This window comes from Yersinia sp. 1652 StPb PI (assembly GCF_041538345.1).
Classification (GTDB): Bacteria; Pseudomonadota; Gammaproteobacteria; order Enterobacterales; family Enterobacteriaceae; genus Yersinia; species Yersinia enterocolitica_E.
Map to the genome: position 1 here is coordinate 557,092 of NZ_JAULSM010000001.1, position 24,399 is coordinate 581,490.

Here is a 24,399-nt window from a genome sequence, read left to right on the forward strand (position 1 = left end):
CAATTCTGTAAACTGCTCGCGGTGCAAGCGTCCCGGTGGATGAAGGGCGTTATGAAATTAATTAGCCTAATATATTCGATAGATTTCAAAATGATGTCTGACCCGCCGGACAAACAATTAAGAGGTCATGATGAGTACTGAAATTAAAACTCAGGTCGTGGTACTTGGGGCAGGTCCAGCAGGGTACTCTGCTGCTTTTCGTTGCGCGGATTTAGGTTTGGAAACCATTCTGGTTGAGCGTTACTCTACTTTGGGTGGTGTTTGCCTGAATGTGGGTTGTATCCCTTCCAAGGCATTGTTGCACGTTGCCAAAGTTATCGAAGAAGCTAAGGCGCTGGCTGAACACGGTATCGTTTTTGGTGAGCCTAAAACTGACATTGATAAAGTCCGTGTCTGGAAAGAGAAAGTTATCAATCAGTTAACCGGTGGTTTGGCAGGTATGGCTAAAGGCCGTAAAGTCAAAGTGGTTAATGGTTTTGGTAAATTTACTGGCGCGAACACCTTAGTGGTTGAAGGCGAAAATGGCCCAACTACCATTACCTTCGATAACGCGATTATCGCGGCCGGTTCTCGCCCAATCCAACTGCCATTTATTCCTCATGAAGACCCACGTGTTTGGGACTCAACTGATGCACTGGCACTGAAAAGCGTTCCTGAACGTCTGCTGGTTATGGGCGGTGGCATCATCGGTCTGGAAATGGGTACGGTTTACCATGCGCTGGGCTCGAAAATTGATGTGGTAGAAATGGCTGACCAGGTTATTCCGGCTGCTGATAAAGACGTGGTGAAAGTTTTCACCAAGCGCATCAGTAAGCAGTTCAACCTGATGCTGGAAACCAAAGTGACGGCGGTAGAAGCCAAAGAAGACGGTATCTATGTCACGATGGAAGGCAAAAAAGCGCCAGCAGAACCACAGCGCTATGATGCCGTTCTGGTGGCTATCGGCCGTGTACCTAACGGCAAATTGCTGGATGCCGGTCAGGCTGGTGTAGAAGTTGATGAGCGTGGCTTTATCCACGTTGATAAACAACTGCGTACCAACGTGCCGCATATCTTTGCTATCGGTGACATCGTGGGTCAGCCAATGCTGGCACATAAAGGTGTGCACGAAGGTCATGTTGCTGCTGAAGTTATCTCCGGCCTGAAACATTACTTCGATCCGAAAGTCATTCCATCTATTGCGTACACTGAACCTGAAGTCGCATGGGTGGGTCTGACCGAGAAAGAAGCGAAAGAAAAAGGCATCAGCTTTGAGACCTCCACCTTCCCGTGGGCGGCATCGGGCCGTGCTATCGCTTCAGATTGCGCAGACGGTATGACTAAACTTATCTTCGACAAAGAAACTCACCGTATCATCGGTGGTGCCATTGTTGGGACTAACGGTGGTGAACTGTTAGGTGAAATCGGTCTGGCGATCGAGATGGGTTGTGATGCGGAAGATATCGCGTTGACCATCCATGCTCACCCTACCTTGCATGAATCTGTCGGTCTGGCCGCGGAAATCTACGAAGGTAGCATTACCGACTTGCCTAACCCGAAAGCGAAAAAGAAATAATTTTCGCTAATACAGCAAGATAATGAAGCGGCTCCTTAACAGGGGCCGTTTTTTTGTTTAAAGGTTTTTATCACTCAGGCATTTTTTAGCGATCAAAAATCGATCCCGCCCGTAGTTGACTGGGCGAGATATGAAAGGTCCGCCGCAGTGCGGTGGCAAAGTTGGCAGGGCTGGTATAACCAGCAATGGCGGCGGCTTGATCGATACTGACTCCTTCTTTCTGTAATGCCAGCATGGCCCGCTTTAAACGGCAATGGCGCAGATATTCAAATACCGTAATGTGGTAACTTTCACGAAAACGTCGCTGCAAGGTACTCTGGCTCATATTCACCAGACCGGCTAATTCACTCATCGATAGGTGGTCAGCCTCACCACTTTCCAGCCAGTCACGTACCTGCTGAACCCGGTTCAACCCACGTAATGAGATTTTATTTTGCTGCTGAGCTTGCTGCTCCAGTGAGCTGAACGCTTCAATGATCAGCCCAATACATTGTGTTTCCCATTGCAACCGCTCCAGCGGCGTTGAAAAGGGTGGGGCGCTCGCTATTTTCTGAGCAATGGCTTGCGAGTGAACTGATGGGCGCCATAAATGAATCGCCAGATGCTGTTGGGTAAAGTTATACAACGTATCCCATGCGCCGGCTTGTGGCAGCAAATCGCCATACAGCCATTCACGGTCAAAAGTCAGTGTTAACGTGCGCTCGTGACTGTTGTTTTTACCGTGGCGAGTAAACAGGGTGCTTTCAGTTAATGAGACCAGCGAGGCATCGCCTTTTTCCTGCAAATGCAACTGTTGACCGCCGAATGAGATATGCGCGCTACCACTAACCACAATAGCCAGTTTCAGTGCTGGATTAAGCCGGTTTTGCGTCTTGATATCACAGAGGTTGGTGACATTCGCGGTATGTAAAATCAGATGTGGGTTCAGACGCAATACTTGAAAGTCGCCAAACAATACCGGGTCAGTGGACAATGATTTCACGCTGCTCAGTTGATAATCACTGGCAACCAGATTCGATTGTTGCACAATTTGTTCACGATAAATCGGTTTGGATGAAGGAGAGACATTGCGTAATTTGTTTTGCTTCACCGTCGACATGACGAACTCTCCACTGACATTATGACAACATTGACGTTCTGACAAACAGATTTGCTGTTTGCACAAACCTTTTCCCTATATGCAAATGTAACAATTAACGCGATGAATTGATAATGGAAATAATTATCAATCTTGTTCGTCTTTATCGCCCAACGAATAGATTGCCAGAGATTTTACTCTGCGGATATTTGCTGTGGGCTTTTTTGCATCAGGGGAAAGTGTAATGAAAGTAAAATGGCAACGGCGTTCTCTGACGACATTGATCGGTATTTGCATATCGACTCCGCTCTGGGCACAAACTCAAGCGACAAATCAAGCTGAGTCCACAGCAGCGACACAGACGACAGCGCAAGCAACCGCCACCACATCGCAGCAAGAGCCTGCTGTGGCCGGTGGGTCGGCAACCACCGGTGATACGCTGGTGGTGACCGCTCAACAGCAAGTTCGTCAGGCGCTGGGGGCATCAACTATCACCGCAGAAGATATCCGCAAACGGCCACCCGCGAATGACCTGTCCGAAATTATCCGCACCATGCCGGGTGTTAATCTTTCCGGTAACTCTGCCAGTGGTCAGCGTGGTAATAATCGGCAAATTGATATTCGTGGCATGGGGCCTGAAAATACGCTGATTATGATTGATGGCATACCGGTCTCCAGCCGTAATGCGGTGCGTTATGGCTGGCGTGGTGAACGTGATACCCGTGGTGATACCAACTGGGTTCCCGCGAATATGGTTGAGAAAATCGAAGTTTTACGCGGGCCGTCAGCGGCACGCTATGGCAACGGTGCAGCCGGTGGTGTAGTGAATATCATCACCAAACAGCCGGACAAAGAACTACATGGTAGCTGGAACGCCTACATGAACCTGCCGCAGCACAGCGAGGAAGGCGCGACCCGTCGTACCGATTTCAGTCTGTTGGGGCCGCTAAGTGATACCGTCAGTTTCCGCTTGTACGGTGGATACAATAAAACCGATGCTGATGATTGGGATATTAACCAAGGCCATGAATCTGCCCGTACCGGTAACCAGGCCGGTACACTGCCGGCCGGCCGTGAAGGGGTACGAAATAAAGATATCAACGGGTTACTGCGTTGGGAATTCGCCCAAGGCCAATCTCTGGAGTTCGAGGCAGGTTATAGCCGCCAGGGAAATATTTATGCCGGTGATACACAAAACACAAACAGCAATGCCATAGTTCGCAGCTTATACGGTGCGGAAACTAACGTGATGTACCGCGATAATTTCTCGCTAACACACCGTGGTTTTTGGGATAACGGCATCAGTACAACCTCCTATTTTCAGTATGAAGATACGCGCAACTCACGAATCAATGAGGGGCTGGCGGGCGGTACAGAAGGCATATTCTCAAATAAATATTTCAGTACTATCAAGCTGGACAACTATCTGGCCCACTCCGAGGTTAACCTGCCATTTGAATTGGGCGTTAATCAGGTGCTGACCGTGGGGGCGGAATGGAATGACCAGAAAATGAACGATCCAAGCTCTAATACCCAAACGACGAGTGAGGGTGGCAGTGTCAGCGGTTTGACGGGGACTGGGCGCAATACTCGTAGCTCGGCGCAGATAGCCTCGGTATTTGTTGAGGATAATATCGAGTTGACGGATACCACCATGCTCACCCCAGCACTGCGCTTTGATCATCACAGCACCGCGGGAAGTAACTGGAGTCCAGGCCTGAATCTGTCACAGGAACTGGGTGATTACTTCACCATGAAAATGGGTATTGCCCGTTCTTATAAAGCGCCAAATCTCTATCAAACCAACCCTAACTATCTGTTATATAGCCGTGGTCAAGGTTGCTATGGCGGTGGCGGCAGTTGTTACCTGATGGGTAATGATTCTCTGTCTGCTGAAACCAGCGTAAACAAAGAGATCGGGTTCGAGTTCCACGATGACGGCATTATTGCCGGTATCACTTACTTCCGTAATGATTATCGTAATAAGATCGAGCCGGGTTTGCTCTCCCTCGGGACTGCCAGTGGCGGTACCGGTGCTTATGCTAATTCCGATATCTTCAAGTGGAGTAACGTGCCGAAAGCGTTGGTGGAAGGGTTGGAAGGTAATCTGACTGTGCCCTTCACTGAGACAGTACAGTGGGGCAGCAATCTGACCTATATGCTGGAGTCGAAGAACAAAAGCACCGGCGATTACTTATCGATCACGCCGGAGTTTACTTTGAATAGTTCACTGAACTGGCAGGCAACTGATGATTTGTCACTGCTATCCACCGTGACCTGGTATGGGCGTCAGAAGCCGAAAAAATATGACTATCAAGGTCTGCCGGTTACGGGTACGGCACGCAATGAAGTCAGCCCATATGCCATCTTTGGTCTCAGTGCTAGCTATACAGTGACAAAAAATGTCAGTGTCACCACTGGGATTGAAAACCTGTTCGACAAACGCCAGTTCCGTGCCGGTAATGCCCAGAGCGTAGCCGGTATCGCGGGTGCAGGGGCAGCGACTTACAATGAGCCGGGCCGGACCTATTTTGTTAGCTTGAATACCCAATTCTAATTGCCCTTCATACTTGGGGCATAGAGTCTTTTATCAAAGCAGAAACAGTGGTTATCGGCTGTTTCTGCTTCATTTATCGCCACAATATCTTCCCTTCGTTATTTATCACCCTAAAAGTCATATCAATAGCACGAGATTCTCATAGAGAGATGGTATCCATTCATTTACTGTGGTTATCATGCAGCGGTGTTTTTGCGGATATTGCCCTAGGGTGAGAGGCTAACTGAGAGCCATTATCAATACTTCAGGTGATTACACTGCGCTCAACGATTCAGCAAAAATTTAATGTTGCTTTTATGTGAACGAATTAACACTGAGTTCAAATACTGGTATGCTGGCTGGGCAAACTGGGCGTCTTACCTACACCTACTGCATCAGTGATGATGGCTGGTGACAACAGATAAGCCTGGAAAATATATGATAATTAAAGCGAGGAGAGAGTCGTGCTAGAAGAATACCGTAAGCACGTAGCCGAGCGTGCTGCTGAGGGTATCGTCCCCAAGCCATTAGATGCATCACAAATGGCCGCGCTGGTTGAATCATTAAAAAATCCGCCGGCGGGCGAAGAAGAATTTTTATTAGATCTGCTGATCAACCGTGTTCCACCCGGTGTTGATGAAGCAGCCTACGTTAAAGCCGGTTTCCTGGCGGCGATTGCCAAGGGTGAAGCCAACTCCCCTCTGATTAACGCTGAAAAAGCGATTGAACTGCTTGGCACTATGCAGGGCGGTTATAACATTCATCCGCTGATTGATGCGTTAGATAACGAACAGCTGGCACCGATTGCGGGCAAAGCGTTATCTCACACCTTGCTGATGTTTGATAACTTCTACGATGTGGAAGAGAAAGCCAAAGCGGGTAACCCACATGCCAGGAAGGTGATGCAATCCTGGGCTGATGCCGAATGGTATCTCTCCCGACCGCCTTTGGCCGAAAAAATCACGGTCACCGTATTCAAAGTAACCGGTGAAACCAATACCGATGATTTGTCCCCGGCGCAAGATGCCTGGTCGCGCCCTGATATTCCACTGCATGCCTTGGCGATGCTGAAAAATGCCCGTGAAGGCATTCACCCAGATCAACCGGGTAGCGTTGGCCCGATCAAACAGATCGAAGAACTGAACAAAATCGGTTTCCCGCTGGCCTACGTCGGTGATGTGGTCGGTACCGGTTCTTCCCGTAAATCCGCCACCAACTCGGTGCTGTGGTTTATGGGCGACGACATCCCTTACGTGCCGAACAAGCGCGGCGGTGGCGTGGTGCTGGGCAGCAAAATTGCCCCGATCTTCTTTAACACCATGGAAGATGCCGGTGCTTTGCCAATCGAAGTGGATGTTGCCAATCTAAACATGGGCGACGTGATTGATATTTTCCCGTATCTGGGCGAAGTACGCCGCCATGATACCGCTGAGATACTCGCGACCTTCGAGCTGAAAACTGACGTGTTGCTGGACGAAGTCCGTGCTGGTGGCCGTATTCCACTGATTGTTGGCCGTGGCTTGACCACTAAAGCTCGTGAGTCGCTGGGTCTGCCAGTCAGCGAAGTATTCCGTGTGGCGAAGCCAGTTGCCAAAAGCAATAAAGGCTTCTCGCTGGCACAGAAAATGGTTGGCCGCGCATGTGGCGTTGAAGGTGTGCGCCCAGGCGAATACTGCGAACCTAAGATGACCTCGGTCGGTTCACAAGACACCACCGGCCCGATGACCCGTGATGAGCTGAAAGACTTGGCATGTCTGGGCTTCTCCGCTGATTTGGTGATGCAGTCATTCTGTCATACTGCCGCTTATCCTAAGCCCGTTGATGTGACCACTCACCATACTTTGCCTGATTTCATTATGAACCGTGGTGGCGTGTCGCTGCGTCCTGGTGATGGCATCATCCACTCGTGGTTGAACCGCATGCTGCTGCCAGATACGGTTGGTACCGGTGGTGACTCCCATACTCGCTTCCCGATTGGGATCTCCTTCCCGGCAGGTTCTGGTTTGGTGGCCTTTGCGGCCGCAACAGGTGTAATGCCTTTGGACATGCCTGAATCGGTGCTGGTGCGTTTTAAAGGTAAAATGCAGCCGGGTATCACTCTGCGTGATCTGGTGCATGCAATTCCTTACTACGCGATTCAGGAAGGCCTGCTGACGGTTGAGAAGCAAGGCAAGAAGAACATCTTCTCTGGCCGAATTCTGGAAATTGAAGGCCTGCCAGAGCTGAAAGTCGAACAGGCATTCGAGTTGGCCGATGCTTCCGCTGAACGTTCTGCTGCTGGTTGTACCATTAAATTGGATAAAGCGCCGATCACCGAATACCTGCAATCCAATATCGTCTTGTTGAAGTGGATGATTGCGGAAGGCTACGGCGACCGCCGTACGCTGGAGCGCCGGGTTAATGGTATGGAAAGCTGGCTGGCGAATCCAAATCTACTGGAAGGCGATGCCGATGCGGAATATGCAGCGGTAATCGAAATCGATCTGGCTGATATCACACAACCTATTCTGTGTGCGCCAAACGATCCAGATGATGCTCGCTTGTTGTCTGATGTGGCTAACAGCAAGATCGATGAAGTGTTTATCGGTTCTTGCATGACCAACATTGGCCACTTCCGCGCGGCGGGTAAGTTGCTGGATCAACATAAAGGCCAATTGCCAACACGTTTGTGGGTTGCACCGCCGACCAAAATGGATGCCGCACAGTTAACCGAAGAGGGCTACTACAGCGTCTTTGGTAAGAGTGGTGCCCGTATTGAGATTCCGGGCTGTTCACTGTGTATGGGTAACCAGGCTCGTGTGGCTGATGGTGCGACAGTGGTTTCTACGTCAACCCGTAACTTCCCGAATCGCTTGGGGAATGGGGCGAATGTCTATCTGGCGTCGGCTGAACTGGCGGCGATTGCATCACTGCTGGGGCGTCTGCCAACGCCTGAGGAATATCAAACTTATATGGCTCAGGTTGATAAGACTGCAGAGGATACTTATCGCTACCTGAACTTCGATCAGTTGAGCCAATATACGGACAAAGCTGACGGTGTTATCTTCCAAACCGCAGTCTAAACAGCCATACCCTTTGTCTTTGGAGTGACAGGGCGGTTAGCTTGCCGCCTATCTGTAACACCAATTACTTTGGGTATGATGTATAATACGTATCTGACGGGAGGCTTATGGCCTCCCGTTTCTATTTTAAACAAACCGTCTGGTAGTGAAATCTTAGCGGTATTTACCGGCTTTGCGAGCTTGCGCCAAGTGGGTGGGCTAAATACGGTTACAATAATTATAAGAGCATCAGGAGGGCATGCTATGGACTATGAATTCTTGCGTGATTTAACAGGGCAAGTGCTGGTCAGATTCTCCATGGGACATGAAGTGATCGGCCATTGGCTCAATGAAGAGATTAAGGGCGACCTGGCAAAACTCGATCAAATTGAAGCCGCCGCTATGGAAGTGAAAGGCAGTGAGCGCCAGTGGCAGTTGACCGGCCATGAATATACCTTGTGGCTGGATGGGGAAGAAGTGATGGTGCGTGCCAATCAACTGGATCTCGACGGCGATGAGATGGAAGAGGGCATGAATTACTATGATGAAGAAAGCCTCTGTCTGTGCGGATTAGAGGACTTTCTGCTGGTATTGAAAGGCTATCGTAACTTCATTACTTCTAAATAAAATATTTACTCAAAGAACTTGGCGTTGCTGCCTAACTGCGGCTTCAAGTCCGAAGGGGATTGCGGCTGGCAGACCAGCACAGCAGAGAACCTACCACCACCATCGCCACTCCGGGCCAGAAAGCGGCTGAGGGCAGGGTATTGAGCCACAAGCTGGCAATCAATATCGATAGCAGTGGTGTGAAGTAGGACAGAGCAGCCACTAATGTGGCATTGCCCTTTTTCATGGCAATATCCCAACACAGATAGGCCAGCGCAGTGTTGGCTCCCATAAGTAACAGTTCAAACGTTGCCCGTGTGGTGAAATGCAACTTGCCGGGGGTCAGCATAAAGAACATGACCCACAAACACAGGGCGCAGGCGAGTAAAAACAGCGGCAACGCCCCTGGCCCACGGCTGTACAAACGGACCAGATTGGAATAAGCCGCCCAGGTAAACGCCGCGATGAGAGCCAGGCTGTAGGCCAGAGGGTTACTGCTGACATTGGTGCTCAATACGTTGATATCTAGCCCGTTTCCACCGCTGACTACCCAGATTACACCGAATAGAGCAAGTGCAACTCCCAGCCATAACCACCAACGGGCGCGCAGCTTAAGTAATGGAACTGCTAACAGCAAGGTTAAACTCGGCCACAGGTAATTGATCAGGCCAATTTCCAGTGTCTGCTGACGGTCATTAGCCATACCAATAGCCAAAGCGAACGCCACCATATACACCACAAATAGCAAACCACAACCGTACAGATAAGCTGGATGTTGTCCACGCAACGTGGGTTTACCCGCCACCAACCACACCAAAACTCCACTCACGCTGTAAATTGCCGCTCCGGCCCCAAACGGACCCAAGGTTTCAGATAGTCCGCGCGTCAAAGCGACACTCATGCTCCAAAGTAGGATTGCAATAATGCCATACAGGGTGGGGAGGCGGTTCATTCGCGGGGTCATTCCTTGAGTTGGAGGTATTAACCGGGCAAAAAGAGTTATGCCCGATTAATTGGTTTCTTGTCTGACTTATTACTGATTAATAACATATAAATACAGTGGTATTACCGGCAACGTATCACATTTCTGGCAAATTACGCCCGTAGTAAATTTCCTGCATCTCTTTATATAACAGGCGAGTAATACGTTCTCTTTCTGCGGCACTCAGCTCTTCCGGCTTGGCGTTAAACAGATAATGCTTCAAATCGAAGTCTTTCAACATCATCTTGGTATGAAAGATGTTTTCTTGATAAACATTCACATCCATCATGTGATACAGCGACTTCATATCGTCAGACATGAAATTCTGAATCGAGTTGATCTTATGATCGATAAAATGCTTTATCCCATTGATATCACGGGTAAAACCCCGTACGCGATAATCCATCGTAACAATGTCGGACTCCAACTGATGGATAAGGTAATTCAGGGCTTTCAGCGGTGAAATCACTCCACAGGTAGAGACTTCGATATCTGCGCGGAAAGTGCATAACCCCGCTTCAGGGTGGCTTTCTGGGTAGGTATGAACGCAGATATGGCTCTTGTCCAAATGGGCAACCACTGCATTTGGCAGCGGGCCGGGGTGCTCAGAGGTATCAACATCGCGCGGATCGACCGGTTCTTCGCTGACCAGAATGGTAACACTCGCCCCCTGAGGGTCGTAATCCTGACGTGCGACATTCAATATATTTGCGCCAATGATCGAGCAGGTTTCGCTCAAGATCTCGGTCAGGCGGTTGGCGTTGTACTGTTCGTCAATGTAGGCGATATAGCCATCGCGGTCGTCTGCGGTCTCGGCATAACAAATATCGTAAATACAAAAACTCAGGCTTTTGGTCAGGTTGTTGAAGCCGTGTAGTTTAAGCTTGGACAATTTAGTTCACCTCCTTATTTGGCTGTTAAGGCATCCAGCAGATACTGCGGCAAGGCAAAGCTGCCGACATGAATGGCTGGGTTATAGTAGCGGCAGTTTAGGCCTGCTTTAGCAAAACGCTGTTGTAGCGTGGCAAGATCCAGCTGACGCAGCGAGGGGTTTTGAGTCGCCCACGCGAAGGTCATAATACCGCCATAATAGGTCGGAATTGCGGCCTGATAAAAACTGACATCACTGAAATAGTGGCTAAGCTTATTGTGGCTGCCGACGGCTTCATCCTGTTGTAGGAAGCATACGCCGTTTTGTGCCACAAAAATGCCGCCTTGGTTCAGGCTACGGGCACATCCCTGGTAGAAAACTGAGGTAAACAGGCTTTCTCCTGGGCCGATGGGATCGGTACAGTCGGAGATGATGACATCGAATTTTTCAGTGGTCTGGTTAACGAAGTTAACACCATCATCAATAACTAATGTGAAACGAGGATCGTCATAGGCACCCGCACTGTGATTCGGCAGATATTGGCGGCAGAACTCCACGACACTGGCGTCAATTTCCACCATGGTAATCTGTTCGATATTTTTATGGCGGCTGACTTCACGCAGCATGGCACCATCACCACCACCGATGATAAGTACCTTCTTCACCTGACCGTGGGCCAGTAAAGGCACATGAGTCATCATTTCGTGATAGATAAACTCATCGCGCTCGGTCGTCTGAACCACGCCATCCAGTGCCATGACACGGCCCAGCACGGGATTTTCAAAAATCACCAGATCCTGATGCTCGGTTTTCTCGTGGTACAGCACATTTTCTACTGAAAAATACTGACCGAAGTTGGCATGCAATGTTTCATACCATAGTTCTTTCTGTGACATGTTCGGGGCTTCTCCTTCGCAGTAACAGCCATGAAAAATGGGGGCAACATCATAGCCAACTCTGGATGAGGTTGCACGGTGGAATTTCAGACTGAAAGGGTAAAGGCGGGATTGTTAGTTCGCGTAAGCCAATAAACTCAACGAGTCACGGGCCAGAGACTTGCATTTGGTAGGAACTGGAATAGCAATACCACGCAGGTCGCGATAACTCTCTTCGCCCAACGCTTTCATATTAAAGCTATTATAGTTACGCAGGTCCCAGCGATTTTGCTGAGCAAAATAGACGATAGCCCGTTTGATTTCGTTATTGGGTAATTCGTTATAACCACAATCATTTTTCAGATAGACAAATACCGCAGTCAGATCCGCAAGATCTTCTGCTTCGGATTCACTTAATGCAGAACTGGCAGATGAAAATCCGCACAGAGTAAGCAGCAGCATAACTAACGTTGTTCTTTTCATAGCGGAAACAGGCTTGTTCATTGTTAACAGACGTTATCACACTGTGATGGTTCAGAGTAAATTTTATTATACCCTTCGTACTTGAAGCCGCAGGGGTGTTAGCGATGCAGGTGACTCTCCCGCACCCTGGACCTTGCCAGGCGAGGTTAGTGCAAGCAGATTTATCACCAGAATCACTTACCTGATTTGGATTGACTCACCAAGTGATTGATTACATCTTGACCTTCCTGTAAGGGGAGGGTTTAAGCTCACAGACTGCTGTTTTTGTGTCTTGCAGGCACTCACTCATTATCAAGATGGAGACGACCATGCATCGCCGTGATTTTATTAAGTTAACGGCAGCTCTTGGAGCCGCCACTTCACTGCCGTTATGGAGCCGCGCGGCCTTGGCCGCAGATTTCTCACCACTGCCTATTCCGCCTCTGCTCCAGCCCGATGCCAATAGCAAAATTAATTTGAATATCCAGACCGGTACTGTGGCCTGGCTACCCTCCGCAGCAACGCAGACCTGGGGTTATAATGGCAATCTACTGGGGCCTGCCATCCGTTTGCAACGAGGCAAACCGGTCACTATTGATATCACTAATTCCCTACCAGAAGCGACCACGGTGCACTGGCACGGACTGGAAATCCCCGGCGAAGTGGACGGTGGTCCACAGGCACTGATTCAACCCGGCACAACCCGGCAGGTTGTTTTTAGTGTCGATCAACCGGCGGCTACCTGCTGGTTCCATCCCCACACTCATGGGAAGACTGGCCAGCAAGTGGCCATGGGCTTAGGCGGATTGGTCCTGATCGATGACAGTGAGAGCGAGAAACTTCCTCTGCCAAAGCTGTGGGGTGTAGACGATATTCCGGTTATTTTGCAGGATAAATTACTGGGTAAAGATGGGCAGATTGATTATCAGTTAGATGTGATGACGGCGGCTGTTGGTTGGTTTGGCGATCGGATGTTTACCAATGGAGCACATTATCCGCAGCAAATCACCCCACGCGGTTGGGTGCGACTAAGGCTGCTCAATGGCTGTAATGCCCGCTCCCTTAATTTGGCACTCAGCGATGGCCGCCCGATGTATGTGATTGCCAGCGACGGTGGCTTACTGGCCGAACCGGTAGCCGTGCGTGAGTTGCCAATACTGATGGGTGAACGTTTTGAGGTGCTGGTAGATACTGCTGATGGTAAGCCGCTTGATCTGGTTACTTTGCCAGTGAAACAGATGGGTATGACCCTGGCCCCGTTCGATAAGCCATTACCGGTATTGCGCATTCAGCCATCACTGGCCGCGGGTAGCAAGGTGCTCCCGGATTCGCTGGTTGTGGTGCCGGCATTAGCCGATGCCACTGGCTTGCAAGAGCGCTGGTTCCAACTGATGATGGATCCGAAATTGGATATGTTAGGGATGCAAGCGCTGATGAGCCGTTATGGTATGCAAGCAATGGCTGGCATGAACATGGGTAACGGTGCCATGAATGGCATGGATCACAGCAATATGGCCGGTATGGAGAGTGGCGCGATGAAAGGCGCGGCGGCTTTTGATTTCAGCCATGCCAATATGATTAACGGCAAACCGTTCTCGATGATTGAACCGGCGTTTGACGCGAAGCTCGGGAAATTCGAGAAGTGGACCGTTTCTGGTGAAGGCGACATGATGTTACATCCCTTCCATGTCCACGGGACACAGTTCCGTATTTTGACAGAAAACGGCAAACCACCGGCAGAGCATCGCCGTGGCTGGAAAGATATTGTACGAGTGGAAGGTGCGCGCAGTGAGATATTAGTGCGTTTTAGTCACCTCGCACCAGCCAGTATGCCTTATATGGCCCACTGCCATCTGTTGGAACATGAAGATACTGGCATGATGTTGGGCTTTACCGTCAGCGCTTAGGGGGTATCAACAGGTTATGTGTGCGGCGGGTGAGTCCGTCGCAACATCGCTTAGGCTATGGTAAACTCAGCGGCTTTCTTGTGGCAAGTAACGTAAAAAAGCGACGTAAATACTTATGAAACACACTGTAGAAGTCATGATTTCCGAGCAGGAAGTCAAAGCCCGAATTGCCGAATTAGGCCACCAAATCTCCGAACACTACCGCGACAGCGGCAGTGAAATGGTGCTGGTCGGGTTGCTCCGTGGCTCATTTATGTTTATGGCTGACTTATGCCGTGCCATTGATGTTTCCCATGAAGTCGATTTTATGACGGCCTCCAGCTACGGCAATGGCATGAGTACCACGCGAGATGTGAAAATCCTGAAAGATTTGGATGAAGATATCCGTGGTAAGGATGTGCTGATTGTTGAAGATATAATCGACTCCGGTAATACATTAAGTAAAGTGCGTGAAATTCTGCAATTGCGTGGGCCGAAATCACTGGCTATCTGCACGTTGCTGGATAAACCAGAGCGTCGCGAAGTTCAGGTGCCGGTTGAGTGGGTCGGCTTCGCCATTCCTGATGAATTCGTGGTGGGTTACGGTATCGATTATGCCCAGCGCTACAGGCATTTGCCATATGTAGGCAAAGTCGTGATGTTTGACGAGTGATCAGGAGCGGCTACTGCGCGTCGCCATTTTGAGATTCCGCAGTACTCAGAATCCTCACGTAGCCATGATTTATAAAGTCATGGTGTACGCTCCGGTTCTTGCGTGCTGGGCGCACTCAAACTGACTTAGCTCGCTACGCCTTATTTGCCGATGGTCACTGCACGTCAATATTTTGAGTTCGAGTGTCTTTAGCAGCATTTAGGGATGGGATAGGGTGTGTTTTAACACCCTCCCGTAGCACTTATTAGTTTTGTCTGTTTGGTTGCAGTATTTTTGCCATTGCTTCGCGGTACTTTATTTCCAGTTCGCTTAGGCTGGTGGCCGAGACTTTCAAATCAGTCAGTTTGCCATCGTCAATACCATAGACCCAGCCGTGAATCATGGCTTTCTGCCCGCGCTTCCAGGCGGAACGGACAATGGTCGAATGACCCAAGTTATACACTTGTTCTACGACATTGATTTTACATAACATATTGCTGCGCTCTTCAGCTGGCAATTCACCCAGCAGTGAGCTGTGTTTAAACCAAAGATCCCGGATGTGCAGTAACCAGTTATCGATAAGCCCTAATTCAAGGTCTTTTTGCATAGCGGCTTCAACACCGCCACAGCCCAGGTGGCCACAGATAATGATATGCTCGACCTGCAAAACATCGATGGCGTATTGCACCACGGACAAGCAATTGAGATCCGTATGGATAACCAGATTGGCTACATTGCGGTGAACGAATAATTCACCCGCTTTCAGGCCGGTCAACTGTTCCGCGGGGACGCGGCTATCTGAACAGCCTATCCACAGAAAGCGAGGTTTCTGGGCTTGTGCCAGGTGTTCAAAAAAATCGGGGTCATCTTTACTGATTGAATTTGACCAGATGTCATTGTTCGCGAGAAGCTTCTCTATTTCTTTCATTAATGTAAATAGCCTGTAATGAACGGATTGCGATAGGATAATATACGGCAACGATAACGATTTTGAAATCGGAACAGTGACCCTGTTGATCGCGCAATTTTCGTCTGCGTAACATCTTCTCGGTATCGGCCCATGATCCCTTCTGCTCCCCGTAACTTGCCCTGACAGGCGAGCTAAGTCAGGCATGGGTATGCTGTTATCGCTGAGAAACTCATAGAATAAGGTTCTTTTTTACTTATGACATATGCACTGGAAATAACGCAACTAACCAAAACCTATGCAGGTGGCGTTCAGGCACTACGTGGCATTGATCTGCGCGTAGAGGCAGGTGATTTTTATGCCCTGCTTGGGCCGAATGGTGCGGGTAAATCGACCACCATTGGCATTATCAGTTCATTAGTGAACAAAACGTCCGGTAAGGTACAAGTTTTTGGTTACGATATTGATAATGATATCGTGAATGCCAAACGCCAACTTGGGTTAGTACCACAGGAGTTTAACTTCAACCCATTCGAGACGGTGTTGCAGATTGTGATTACCCAAGCGGGGTATTACGGCGTCACGCGGCGTGAGGCGTTACAACGTGCCGAGAAATACCTCACTCAGTTGGATTTGTGGAGCAAACGCAATGAGCGCGCTATCCGGCTGTCGGGTGGGATGAAGCGCCGTTTGATGATTGCGCGTGCGCTGATGCATGAGCCGAAGTTGCTAATCCTTGATGAACCTACCGCTGGGGTGGATATCGAGTTACGCCGCTCGATGTGGGGGTTCCTGAAAGAGCTGAATGCGCAGGGGACTACCATCATTCTGACTACCCACTATCTGGAAGAAGCAGAAATGCTGTGCCGTAACATTGGTATTATCCAGAATGGTGAACTGGTGGAAAATACCACCATGAAGCAGTTGCTTGGCAAACTTGAGTCAGAAACCTTTATTTTTGATTTGGGTATTAAAAGCCCGCTACCTAAGCTGGAAGGTTATGGTTATCGTCTGACGGACACCTCAACGCTGGAGGTTGATGTTAAGCGTGAGCAAGGTCTGAATGGTTTATTCAGTCAATTGAACGCTCAGGGAATTCAGGTACAAAGTATGCGCAACAAGGCTAACCGTCTGGAAGAGCTATTTGTCACCTTGGTTAATGGTAACGGGGGAGAGAAAGCATGACCCGCCTATATTGGGTAGCATTACAGAGTATTTGGATCAAAGAAATTACGCGTTTTGCTCGTATCTGGATTCAAACACTGGTACCACCGGTGATTACTATGTCGCTCTATTTCGTTATTTTCGGCAACCTGATTGGTGCCCGAATTGGTGATATGGGCGGTTTTAATTATATGCAATTTATCGTTCCCGGCTTGATTATGATGGCGGTTATCACCAACTCATATGCCAACGTCGCTGCATCGTTCTTTGGTGCTAAATTCCAGCGCAGTATTGAAGAGTTGCTGGTAGCACCGGTACCCACACATATTGTGATTATCGGTTATGTCGGTGGTGGGGTCGCCCGTGGGATCTGTGTCGGTATTCTGGTAACGATTATCTCACTGTTCTTCGTACCGTTGCATGTCCACTCTTGGTCAATGATTGCACTGACATTGATGCTGACGGCCATTCTGTTTTCCCTCGGTGGGTTACTGAATGCGGTATTTGCCAAAACGTTCGATGATATCAGCCTGGTGCCTACTTTTGTGCTGACCCCCTTGACGTATCTGGGCGGGGTATTTTACTCGCTATCATTACTGCCCCCTTTTTGGCAGGTGGTATCGAAACTAAATCCCATTGTGTACATGATAAGTGGGTTCCGTTATGGCTTCCTTGGGATTTCTGATGTGCCATTGGTATTGACCATTGGTGTTTTGGTGGTATTCATCGCGGTGTTTTATGCGTGGGCTTGGTATTTGATAGAGCGTGGTCGTGGGCTACGCACCTAATACCCTTCGGCCTTGACGTTACAGCGGTGTTGGCTACGTTCACTTACCCGAATCACTTACTGATGTAAGCTCATCGGGATGCGCTGACTTACCGCCTTGCTGTAACGCCAATGACTTTGGGTATTCTTTTCGGCCTTGACGTTACAGCGGTGTTGGCTACGTTCACTTACCCGAATCACTTGACCTCTGTAAGCTCATCGGGATGCGCTGACTTGCCGCCTTGCTGTAACGCCAATGACTTTGGCTATTAGCAGAGATTGATCGTGAATTATTAGTTAGTTAATTGTTGTTAATACTGGAATTTAAACGTAATAAATAATGTCCCCATCTAATATCGTCTTTCTCAACTTCTGGCGTCTCGTGCTATGCTGGCGCACCAGATTTTCCCCTTTTCAATTCAGCGCCAAATGCGCATAAGTAGAACGATAATGTGGCATAAAAACAGAATAGCTATTGGGATGCTACTCGGTCTTGTCATGTCGGTAATGATACCGGCAACCCATGCAGATCTCTTACCTGATGAAGCAACACTTACGCCTAAATATATGGTTGCACAGCGTGATAGCGAAATATATTCACTGGTCGGTGAGAAGGTCATTCCTGTCGGTGAGATTAAAGAAGATCAACTTATTCAGGTTTTACCCGCCGCGGCAGAATACTATGAATTTAAATTTGGTAATGGCATCGGCTTTATTGATAAGGACGATTTAGAAGATATCAACAAAGCACGAAAAACCAACGATATCTTGGGTGATCTGAATAAACCCCTGCCTAATCAAAATATATTGATCAAGCGCGAAACTCCTGTCTATCTGGCGGCGGATGTGCGCAGTGAGCAGTTTGCTACGCTGGTAGATAACTTGCGTTACCCTATCGTGGGTAAATTGAAAGACCGGTTAGGGAATACCTGGTATCAGGTCAATATTGGTGATCGCTTAGGCTATGTCAGTAGTGTCGATGCTGAAATCGATAACGGCATCCCGATCCTGACCTATCACCATATGTTGAAGAATGAGGAGAATAAACGTTTCCTCAATACATCAACCACCACCTCTGATGCGGCATTCAGTAACCAGATGACCTATCTCAAGCAGACAGGTTACGACACGATTTCGCTCTATCAGCTTGAAGGTTATCTCAATAACAAGATTAATCTGCCCGCAAAAGTTGTAGTACTGACCTTTGACGATGGTCTTAAATCGGTCCACCGCTACGCATATCCTATATTGAAAGAAAATGGCTTCCGGGCTACGGCATTTATTATTTCATCACGAATTAAGCGCCATCCACAAAAATGGAACCCTGATTCATTACAGTTTATGAGTATCTCTGAATTGAAAGAGATTCAGGATGTATTTGATGTTCAGTCTCATACTCATTTCTTACACCGGACTGATAATAAACGTAACCCTATCTTATTGAGCCGTTCTTATCACAATATTGTTTTTGATTTTGAACACTCACGACGAGCGTTATCTCAATTTAATCCGCACGTGATCTTTCTGTCATATCCCTTTGGTGGTTTTAACCAAACCGCAATCGATGCGGCGAAAAATGCGGGTTTCCATTTGGCGGTGACCACCCTACAAGGCAAGGTAAAACCGGGTGATAATCCGTATACCCTTAAACGGCTATATATTTTGCGTACTGATTCAATACCGACCATGGCTGAACGTATTGCCAATGAACCGGGTCAGATACCCGTACCTGCCGCACCGACAGTGATGGAATCAGATTAGCTGTTTGATAGTGTGAGTTTATGATGTGAAAAAGGCGCTGTATTTAAGCGCCTTTTTTATGGTGCAACTGCACGTGTAAAGGGCAATTAAGCGACTTGAACCGGCACTGCTTTGGCCTTGCGTTGCAGTTGATTCTGACCTTCAAAATACGCCACTTTAGGGTGGTGCAATCGGGCATCAGCATCAGACATCTGTACGTAGGAACAGATGATCAGCTTATCACCGACACAAGCACAACGCGCCGCGGCACCATTCACCGAGATAATCCGTGAACCGCGTTCGGCGGCGATAGCATAAGTGGAAAAACGCTGACCATTATCAACGTTATAAATATCAATGGCTTCGTATTCCAGAATGCCTGCGGCTTCCAGGAAATCCTGATCGATAGCGCAGGAACCTTCATAGTGCAAATCAGCTTGAGTGACTTTGACCCGATGCAGTTTGCCTTGCAACATAGTGCGTATCATAACTCTTACCTTTGACCCCGGTTATTACCCAGAATAAGTCTGGCATCCTATCCCATCATCGATTGATTTAGGGAGAAGCATCCAGTTTTGCTGATTTTATACCGCTTGTCTATGACTCAGCGATTGAGTGATAAAAACAGCGGCTTAAAACGGGTCTACGGCTGGCTGAACAGGGTTATGTGATCAAACCCCCGATCCCATGCTCTCTCGGTTGCTTGTGCAGGCGTTGGTCGCAAAGATAGGGATGCTTTGGTGCCATCAGGGGTGGAGATTGAGTATTTATTGGTGTTAATGTTAATTATTATATTTAATATAAATGCGCCATTATTATCAGTAATAATGAAATGTTGCTCTTGCTCATTCGGGCTATCAGGATGAGAAAATCTATCTTCATATCCTGGTGCTGCTAACTGTTTTAATTGATTAAACGCTTTTGCTATGTTGCCGCGAATTTCCTCCGGGTTCATTGCATCGGTATTATTCACAGGATGGCACAGTTGATAGAGACAATCCAATGCTTCAGCATGATGGGTACAACAGAAAAAGTCCTTTATTATCTCCCATAGACTCATCGATGGTGGTGTTGTGTTTTTCGCTATATTTGCGATGACTGAGTGACTAATCTCAGTAGAAAACAGAGGGTTTCCAACCCTAATGTCCATCTTCAACCCCCTTTTATTTATTCGATGTATTACATACCAAAGACAGAGAAAATGCTTTCGGGTTAACACCTTGTTTAGTGAAGAATAAGAGGAGCAGGGAAGGGGGATGTGCGGTGAAAACCGGGCTAGGCCGCTATTCACCGCAGTCCGGGGTTAACTACGTAAATCAACCTGTTGGTTATCAATCAGGCGTGCTTTACCCAGCCAGGCGGCCAGCAGGATAACGGCTTGTTTACTGTCGACGGTCAATGGTTGCAAGGTGTGGGCATCGCGGATAAACAGTTCATCCGGGGTAAAACCGGCATGACGTAATTGCTCTGCGGTGTCAGCCAGCAAATCATCAATCTGCCTTTCACCCAAGATCAGTTTCTCGGCCAGAGCTTGCATTATCTTATTGAGCTGCGGGGCGATTTTTCGCTCTTCAGCCGTCAGATAGCCATTGCGGGAACTCAGTGCCAGACCATCTTTCGCCCGCACAATCGGCACCCCGATAATATTGATGTCATAGCCCATATCCGCCACCATTTTACGGATCAGTGCCAGTTGCTGATAATCTTTTTCACCAAAACAGGCAACATCTGGTTGCACCAGATTGAACAGTTTGCTGACGATAGTGGATACACCACGGAAATGACCAGGGCGACTGGCACCTTCTAAAATAGTAGACAGGGCAGGGACGTCGACATAGGTCTGGCTTTCCAGACCGGCTGGATAGACATCGACTGCCGCAGGGGCGAATACCAGATCCACACCGTGACGGGTCAACTTCTCGCAATCTTCCTGCAAAGTGCGTGGGTAGCGAGCTAAATCATCCGGGCGTTCAAATTGCAGCGGATTGACAAAAATACTCACGACCACCACATCGGCACGGGTTTTGGCATCTTCCACTAATGTCATATGCCCTTCATGCAGGTTACCCATGGTTGGTACCAGTGCAACTCGCTTTCCTTCCTGACGCCAACGGCGAATTTGCTGGCGCAATAGCGGCAGGGTTTCAATAATCAGCATTCTTTTCTCCGATACCGGTCATCTTTCAAATTGCAGGTGGTGGTTACTCGACCCATTCATGGGCCTCGCCTCTGCTTGCCGCCTTCCTGCATCTTGAAATCTATTGGGTATAAATAGGATGTAATAGCAGCGTATTATCAGCACAATTTACTGGAATGTATGTTCTTCCGCCGGATATAGGCCACTTTCAACTTCCTGAATATACAGCTTAATGGCGGCGCGAATATCACCGGCACTTTGTGCCAGGAAATTCTTACTGAATTTAGGGGTATGACCGCCAGTAATGCCCAGCGCATCGTGCATAACCAGTATCTGCCCGTCAGTGACATTACCAGCACCAATACCAATCACCGGAATAGCCAGCTCTTCGCTAACCCGTTTTGCCAGTTCTACTGGCACGCATTCCAGTACCAATAATTGCGCCCCCGCGAGTTCAAGTGCCAGTGCATCTTTCAGTAGCTGATTCGCTGCTACTTCTTCGCGGCCTTGTACTTTGTAGCCACCGAAGATATTAACTGACTGCGGGGTTAATCCCAGATGTCCGCATACCGGAACGGCACGTTCAGCGAGCATGCGCACGGTATCACATAACCAGCTACCGCCTTCCAGTTTGACCATATTGGCCCCGGCGCGCATCAACTCTGCGGCATTAGTAAATGTTTGCTCTGGTGTGGCATAACTCATGAAGGGCATATCGGCCAATAATAGGCAATGAGGCGCACCTCGGCGCACCGCACGGGTGTGATAAGCCACATCCGCGGTGGTGACTGGCAGAGTCGAGTCGAAGCCTTGTAACGTCATACCGAGCGAATCACCCACCAGCAGTACCTCAATACCTTGCTCGACAAACAACTGGGCAAAACTGGCATCATAGGCTGTCAGTGTGGCGAACTTACGCTTTTCTTGTTTCCATTGACGCAAGTGGCTCATGGTGGTGGCTTTCATCACTCTTTTCTCCTGAGACAAGGGGTTAAGATGGAGGGGATATCAGATAGGGATGCTATATGTTGAATTTGGCAAGTATGAGTTACCAAGGCACCAGACCGTTTTTATCCACCCATTTAAGACGTTCTGATAATGTTTCGCCATCGGGGAAAATCAGGTCAGGTGCGATATCAGCCAGCGGATAGAGCATAAACTCGCGCTCTTTCAAACCATAGTGCGGCACAGTCAGGCGATCGGTTGTTATCACCTGTGAGCCATACAGCATGATATCCAGGTCCAGCGTTCGTGGCCCCCAGCGTTGTTCTTTCCTTACCCGGCCCTGATTGCGTTCAATAGCTTGAGTGTGGTCCAGCAGTTGCTCGGGTGGTAGTGAGGTATCTAACGCTACCACGGCATTAAGAAAATCTGGCTGATCTTGTGGGCCTAACGGTTTGGTGCGATAAAATGGCGAACATGCAACTAACCGGGTGCGTGGTAGATGCTCCAACGCTTCCAGGGCGGTTTTAACCTGTTGCAGTGGCATGGCCTGATTGCTGCCTAACGCGATATAGACCCGGATCATGATGCGAATTATGCCCCTTCTTTACGTGGTGCTGGCTTACGTGGGCGGCGGGGACGAGAGCGTCGTGGTGCCGGATCAGCCCCTAACGTATTCAGCATGGTTTTCTGCTGAAGCGGTGTGGCTTCCTGGAACTCCCCCCACCATTGTGTCAAACGCTGCAACTCATGGTTATTTTCCACTTCAGCCCGCAGCGCTAACAGATCATAAGCAGCACGGAATTTCGGATGTTCCATCAACTTGTGCGCACGTTTACCCTGACGGCGAGACAGGCGCAGTTGCAGCAGCCAGATATCCCGTACCAGTGAGGTAATACGTTTTGGAACGGCCAACGAACGGCACTCTTCATCCAGCACATCATTCATTGCCAGCGCAAAGGCATCGTAATACGCCAAACCGCTTTCCTGCGTCAGTTTTTGCGCATGTTCAATCAACGGATACCAAAGCATAGCCGCAAATAAGAACGCTGGGTTGACGCGTTGATCATTATGCAAACGATGGTCAGTATTTTTTAGTACCTGAACCAGGATGCGCTCCATCGGAGAGTCATGCTGCTCAGTGAAATTGCGTGCAATCAATGGGAATAATGGTTGGAACAACTGATATTCACACAGTTTTAAATAGGTTTTATAACCATAACCCGATTGCAACAGTTTGAGTGATTCTTCAAACAGGCGCGCTGGCGGGATCTCGTGCAGTAATGAGGCCAGACGTGGGATCGGCTCAGCGGTTTCCGGGCTGATCGTCATATCCAATTTGGCGGCAAAACGCACTGCACGCAGCATGCGCACGGGATCTTCACGGTAACGAGTTTCAGGATCACCAATCAGCCGGATAATGCCCTCTTTCAGATCACGCAAGCCACCGGTGTAATCACGCAGGGCAAAATCAGAAATACCGTAGTAGAGGCTGTTAATGGTGAAATCACGGCGCTGAGCATCATCTTCGATGGTGCCAAAAATATTGTCACGCAGCAGCATGCCATTTTGCGCTTGCTGGGAAGAGTTCTTGTCGCTATCTTCCGCCGGTTGTTGCTCATGGTGGCCACGGAAAGTGGCAACTTCAATGATCTCAGGGCCAAACATGACATGGGCCAGGCGAAAACGGCGACCAACCAGACGACAGTTACGGAATAATTTCCGCACTTGTTCTGGTGTCGCGCTGGTGGTGATATCAAAATCTTTCGGTTTTTTGCCCAGTAACAGGTCGCGGACGCCGCCGCCAACCAGATAGGCTTCATAGCCTGATTTATTCAGGCGATAGAGAACCTTCAGCGCATTATCGCTGATCTCTCTACGGGAAATATTGTGCTGATCTCGCGGAATAATCGTCATCGCACTCTGTTGTGAAGCAGGCACCGCATGATTCTTGCGGCCAGTATTTGTTCTGGCAGGCCTTTTCTCTTTGCGGGCCACGTTATCTTCACCGGGCACTTTATCTTTACGGGCACTACCATCACGGGCCGTATCATCACGGACAGCTTTGTTATCGCGTTCTGATTTATCATCGCGAATCAGTACCTTACGGCAGAAATTGGCTACTCGGGTAAAAATGGTACACCTCGATAGTGGCTAATAAATAACAGAACTACAGAAAAACAGCGGCTAATCATAGCT

The 24,399-nt window shown here is 48.8% G+C and carries 21 protein-coding genes; 9 read left to right on the forward strand and 12 right to left on the reverse strand.

What is annotated here, in order from left to right:
- The first annotated feature begins 130 nt into the window (after positions 1-130).
- Positions 131-1,555 (forward strand): dihydrolipoyl dehydrogenase, encoded by a 1,425-nt coding sequence (lpdA, locus tag Q2T71_RS02515; protein ID WP_372558021.1) that lies wholly within the window; start codon positions 131-133, stop codon positions 1,553-1,555.
- 85 nt (positions 1,556-1,640) lie between these two features.
- Here lpdA and Q2T71_RS02520 read toward each other — a convergent pair whose 3' ends face one another.
- The gene (locus tag Q2T71_RS02520; RefSeq protein ID WP_083160484.1) at positions 1,641-2,654 is read right to left on the reverse strand and encodes an AraC family transcriptional regulator; all 1,014 of its coding nucleotides are present in this window, start codon (positions 2,652-2,654) and stop codon (positions 1,641-1,643) included.
- Positions 2,655-2,877: 223 nt separating this feature from the next.
- Here Q2T71_RS02520 and Q2T71_RS02525 point away from each other — a divergent pair, with 223 nt between their 5' ends.
- The 3 genes from Q2T71_RS02525 to yacL all read left to right on the forward strand — a co-directional run bounded on the left by Q2T71_RS02525 (position 2,878) and on the right by yacL (position 8,837).
- On the forward strand, positions 2,878-5,190 hold the full coding sequence (locus tag Q2T71_RS02525; RefSeq protein ID WP_372558022.1) for a TonB-dependent siderophore receptor: 2,313 nt from the start codon (positions 2,878-2,880) through the stop codon (positions 5,188-5,190).
- A gap of 443 nt (positions 5,191-5,633) precedes the next feature.
- Complete coding sequence (gene acnB / locus Q2T71_RS02530) at positions 5,634-8,231, forward strand: bifunctional aconitate hydratase 2/2-methylisocitrate dehydratase (RefSeq protein WP_372558023.1); 2,598 nt, start codon at positions 5,634-5,636, stop codon at positions 8,229-8,231.
- A gap of 243 nt (positions 8,232-8,474) precedes the next feature.
- A complete protein-coding gene (yacL, locus tag Q2T71_RS02535) occupies positions 8,475-8,837 on the forward strand; it encodes a protein YacL (RefSeq protein ID WP_083160480.1) in 363 nt (120 codons plus the stop codon).
- 43 nt (positions 8,838-8,880) lie between these two features.
- Here yacL and yddG read toward each other — a convergent pair whose 3' ends face one another.
- From yddG to Q2T71_RS02555, 4 genes are all read right to left on the reverse strand, one after another.
- On the reverse strand, positions 8,881-9,768 hold the full coding sequence (gene yddG / locus Q2T71_RS02540; RefSeq protein ID WP_372558024.1) for an aromatic amino acid DMT transporter YddG: 888 nt from the start codon (positions 9,766-9,768) through the stop codon (positions 8,881-8,883).
- Positions 9,769-9,895: 127 nt separating this feature from the next.
- Entirely contained in the window at positions 9,896-10,690 is a 795-nt protein-coding gene (gene speD, locus Q2T71_RS02545; RefSeq protein WP_372558025.1) for an adenosylmethionine decarboxylase, read from the reverse strand.
- Positions 10,691-10,704: 14 nt separating this feature from the next.
- A complete protein-coding gene (speE, locus tag Q2T71_RS02550; protein WP_372558026.1) occupies positions 10,705-11,565 on the reverse strand; it encodes a polyamine aminopropyltransferase in 861 nt (286 codons plus the stop codon).
- 114 nt (positions 11,566-11,679) lie between these two features.
- On the reverse strand, positions 11,680-12,027 hold the full coding sequence (locus Q2T71_RS02555; RefSeq protein WP_016266377.1) for a YacC family pilotin-like protein: 348 nt from the start codon (positions 12,025-12,027) through the stop codon (positions 11,680-11,682).
- Positions 12,028-12,335: 308 nt separating this feature from the next.
- On the opposite strand from Q2T71_RS02555, the gene cueO reads away from it, so the two are divergent.
- Complete coding sequence (gene cueO / locus Q2T71_RS02560; protein WP_372558027.1) at positions 12,336-13,913, forward strand: multicopper oxidase CueO; 1,578 nt, start codon at positions 12,336-12,338, stop codon at positions 13,911-13,913.
- 115 nt (positions 13,914-14,028) lie between these two features.
- A complete protein-coding gene (gene hpt, locus Q2T71_RS02565; protein ID WP_372558028.1) occupies positions 14,029-14,565 on the forward strand; it encodes a hypoxanthine phosphoribosyltransferase in 537 nt (178 codons plus the stop codon).
- A 244-nt stretch (positions 14,566-14,809) separates the two neighbouring features.
- Here the strand turns inward: hpt and can are convergent, their stop codons facing one another.
- Complete coding sequence (gene can / locus Q2T71_RS02570) at positions 14,810-15,472, reverse strand: carbonate dehydratase (RefSeq protein WP_372558029.1); 663 nt, start codon at positions 15,470-15,472, stop codon at positions 14,810-14,812.
- A 237-nt stretch (positions 15,473-15,709) separates the two neighbouring features.
- On the opposite strand from can, the gene Q2T71_RS02575 reads away from it, so the two are divergent.
- The 3 genes from Q2T71_RS02575 (at position 15,710) to Q2T71_RS02585 (ending at position 19,142) form a co-directional block, all read left to right on the forward strand.
- The gene (locus tag Q2T71_RS02575; protein ID WP_083160468.1) at positions 15,710-16,636 is read left to right on the forward strand and encodes an ABC transporter ATP-binding protein; all 927 of its coding nucleotides are present in this window, start codon (positions 15,710-15,712) and stop codon (positions 16,634-16,636) included.
- Positions 16,633-17,403, forward strand: coding sequence for an ABC transporter permease (locus tag Q2T71_RS02580; protein WP_372558030.1), 771 nt, complete (start codon positions 16,633-16,635; stop codon positions 17,401-17,403). The genes Q2T71_RS02575 and Q2T71_RS02580 overlap by 4 nt, the downstream gene beginning before the upstream one ends.
- A 428-nt stretch (positions 17,404-17,831) precedes the next feature.
- Positions 17,832-19,142, forward strand: coding sequence for a polysaccharide deacetylase family protein (locus Q2T71_RS02585; RefSeq protein WP_372558031.1), 1,311 nt, complete (start codon positions 17,832-17,834; stop codon positions 19,140-19,142).
- An 86-nt stretch (positions 19,143-19,228) separates the two neighbouring features.
- Here Q2T71_RS02585 and panD read toward each other — a convergent pair whose 3' ends face one another.
- The 6 genes from panD to pcnB all read right to left on the reverse strand — a co-directional run bounded on the left by panD (position 19,229) and on the right by pcnB (position 24,117).
- Positions 19,229-19,609, reverse strand: a complete 381-nt coding sequence (gene panD, locus Q2T71_RS02590; RefSeq protein ID WP_032905470.1) for an aspartate 1-decarboxylase — start codon at positions 19,607-19,609, stop codon at positions 19,229-19,231.
- Positions 19,610-19,764: 155 nt separating this feature from the next.
- Positions 19,765-20,271, reverse strand: coding sequence for a hypothetical protein (locus tag Q2T71_RS02595; RefSeq protein WP_372558032.1), 507 nt, complete (start codon positions 20,269-20,271; stop codon positions 19,765-19,767).
- A 153-nt stretch (positions 20,272-20,424) separates the two neighbouring features.
- Positions 20,425-21,279 (reverse strand): pantoate--beta-alanine ligase, encoded by an 855-nt coding sequence (gene panC, locus Q2T71_RS02600; protein ID WP_372558033.1) that lies wholly within the window; start codon positions 21,277-21,279, stop codon positions 20,425-20,427.
- Between the two features lie 147 nt (positions 21,280-21,426).
- Entirely contained in the window at positions 21,427-22,224 is a 798-nt protein-coding gene (panB, locus tag Q2T71_RS02605; RefSeq protein ID WP_083160460.1) for a 3-methyl-2-oxobutanoate hydroxymethyltransferase, read from the reverse strand.
- A gap of 82 nt (positions 22,225-22,306) precedes the next feature.
- Positions 22,307-22,786, reverse strand: coding sequence for a 2-amino-4-hydroxy-6-hydroxymethyldihydropteridine diphosphokinase (gene folK / locus Q2T71_RS02610; RefSeq protein WP_372558034.1), 480 nt, complete (start codon positions 22,784-22,786; stop codon positions 22,307-22,309).
- Between the two features lie 8 nt (positions 22,787-22,794).
- Positions 22,795-24,117, reverse strand: coding sequence for a polynucleotide adenylyltransferase PcnB (gene pcnB / locus Q2T71_RS02615; protein WP_372559821.1), 1,323 nt, complete (start codon positions 24,115-24,117; stop codon positions 22,795-22,797).
- Between the last annotated feature and the right edge of the window lie 282 nt (positions 24,118-24,399).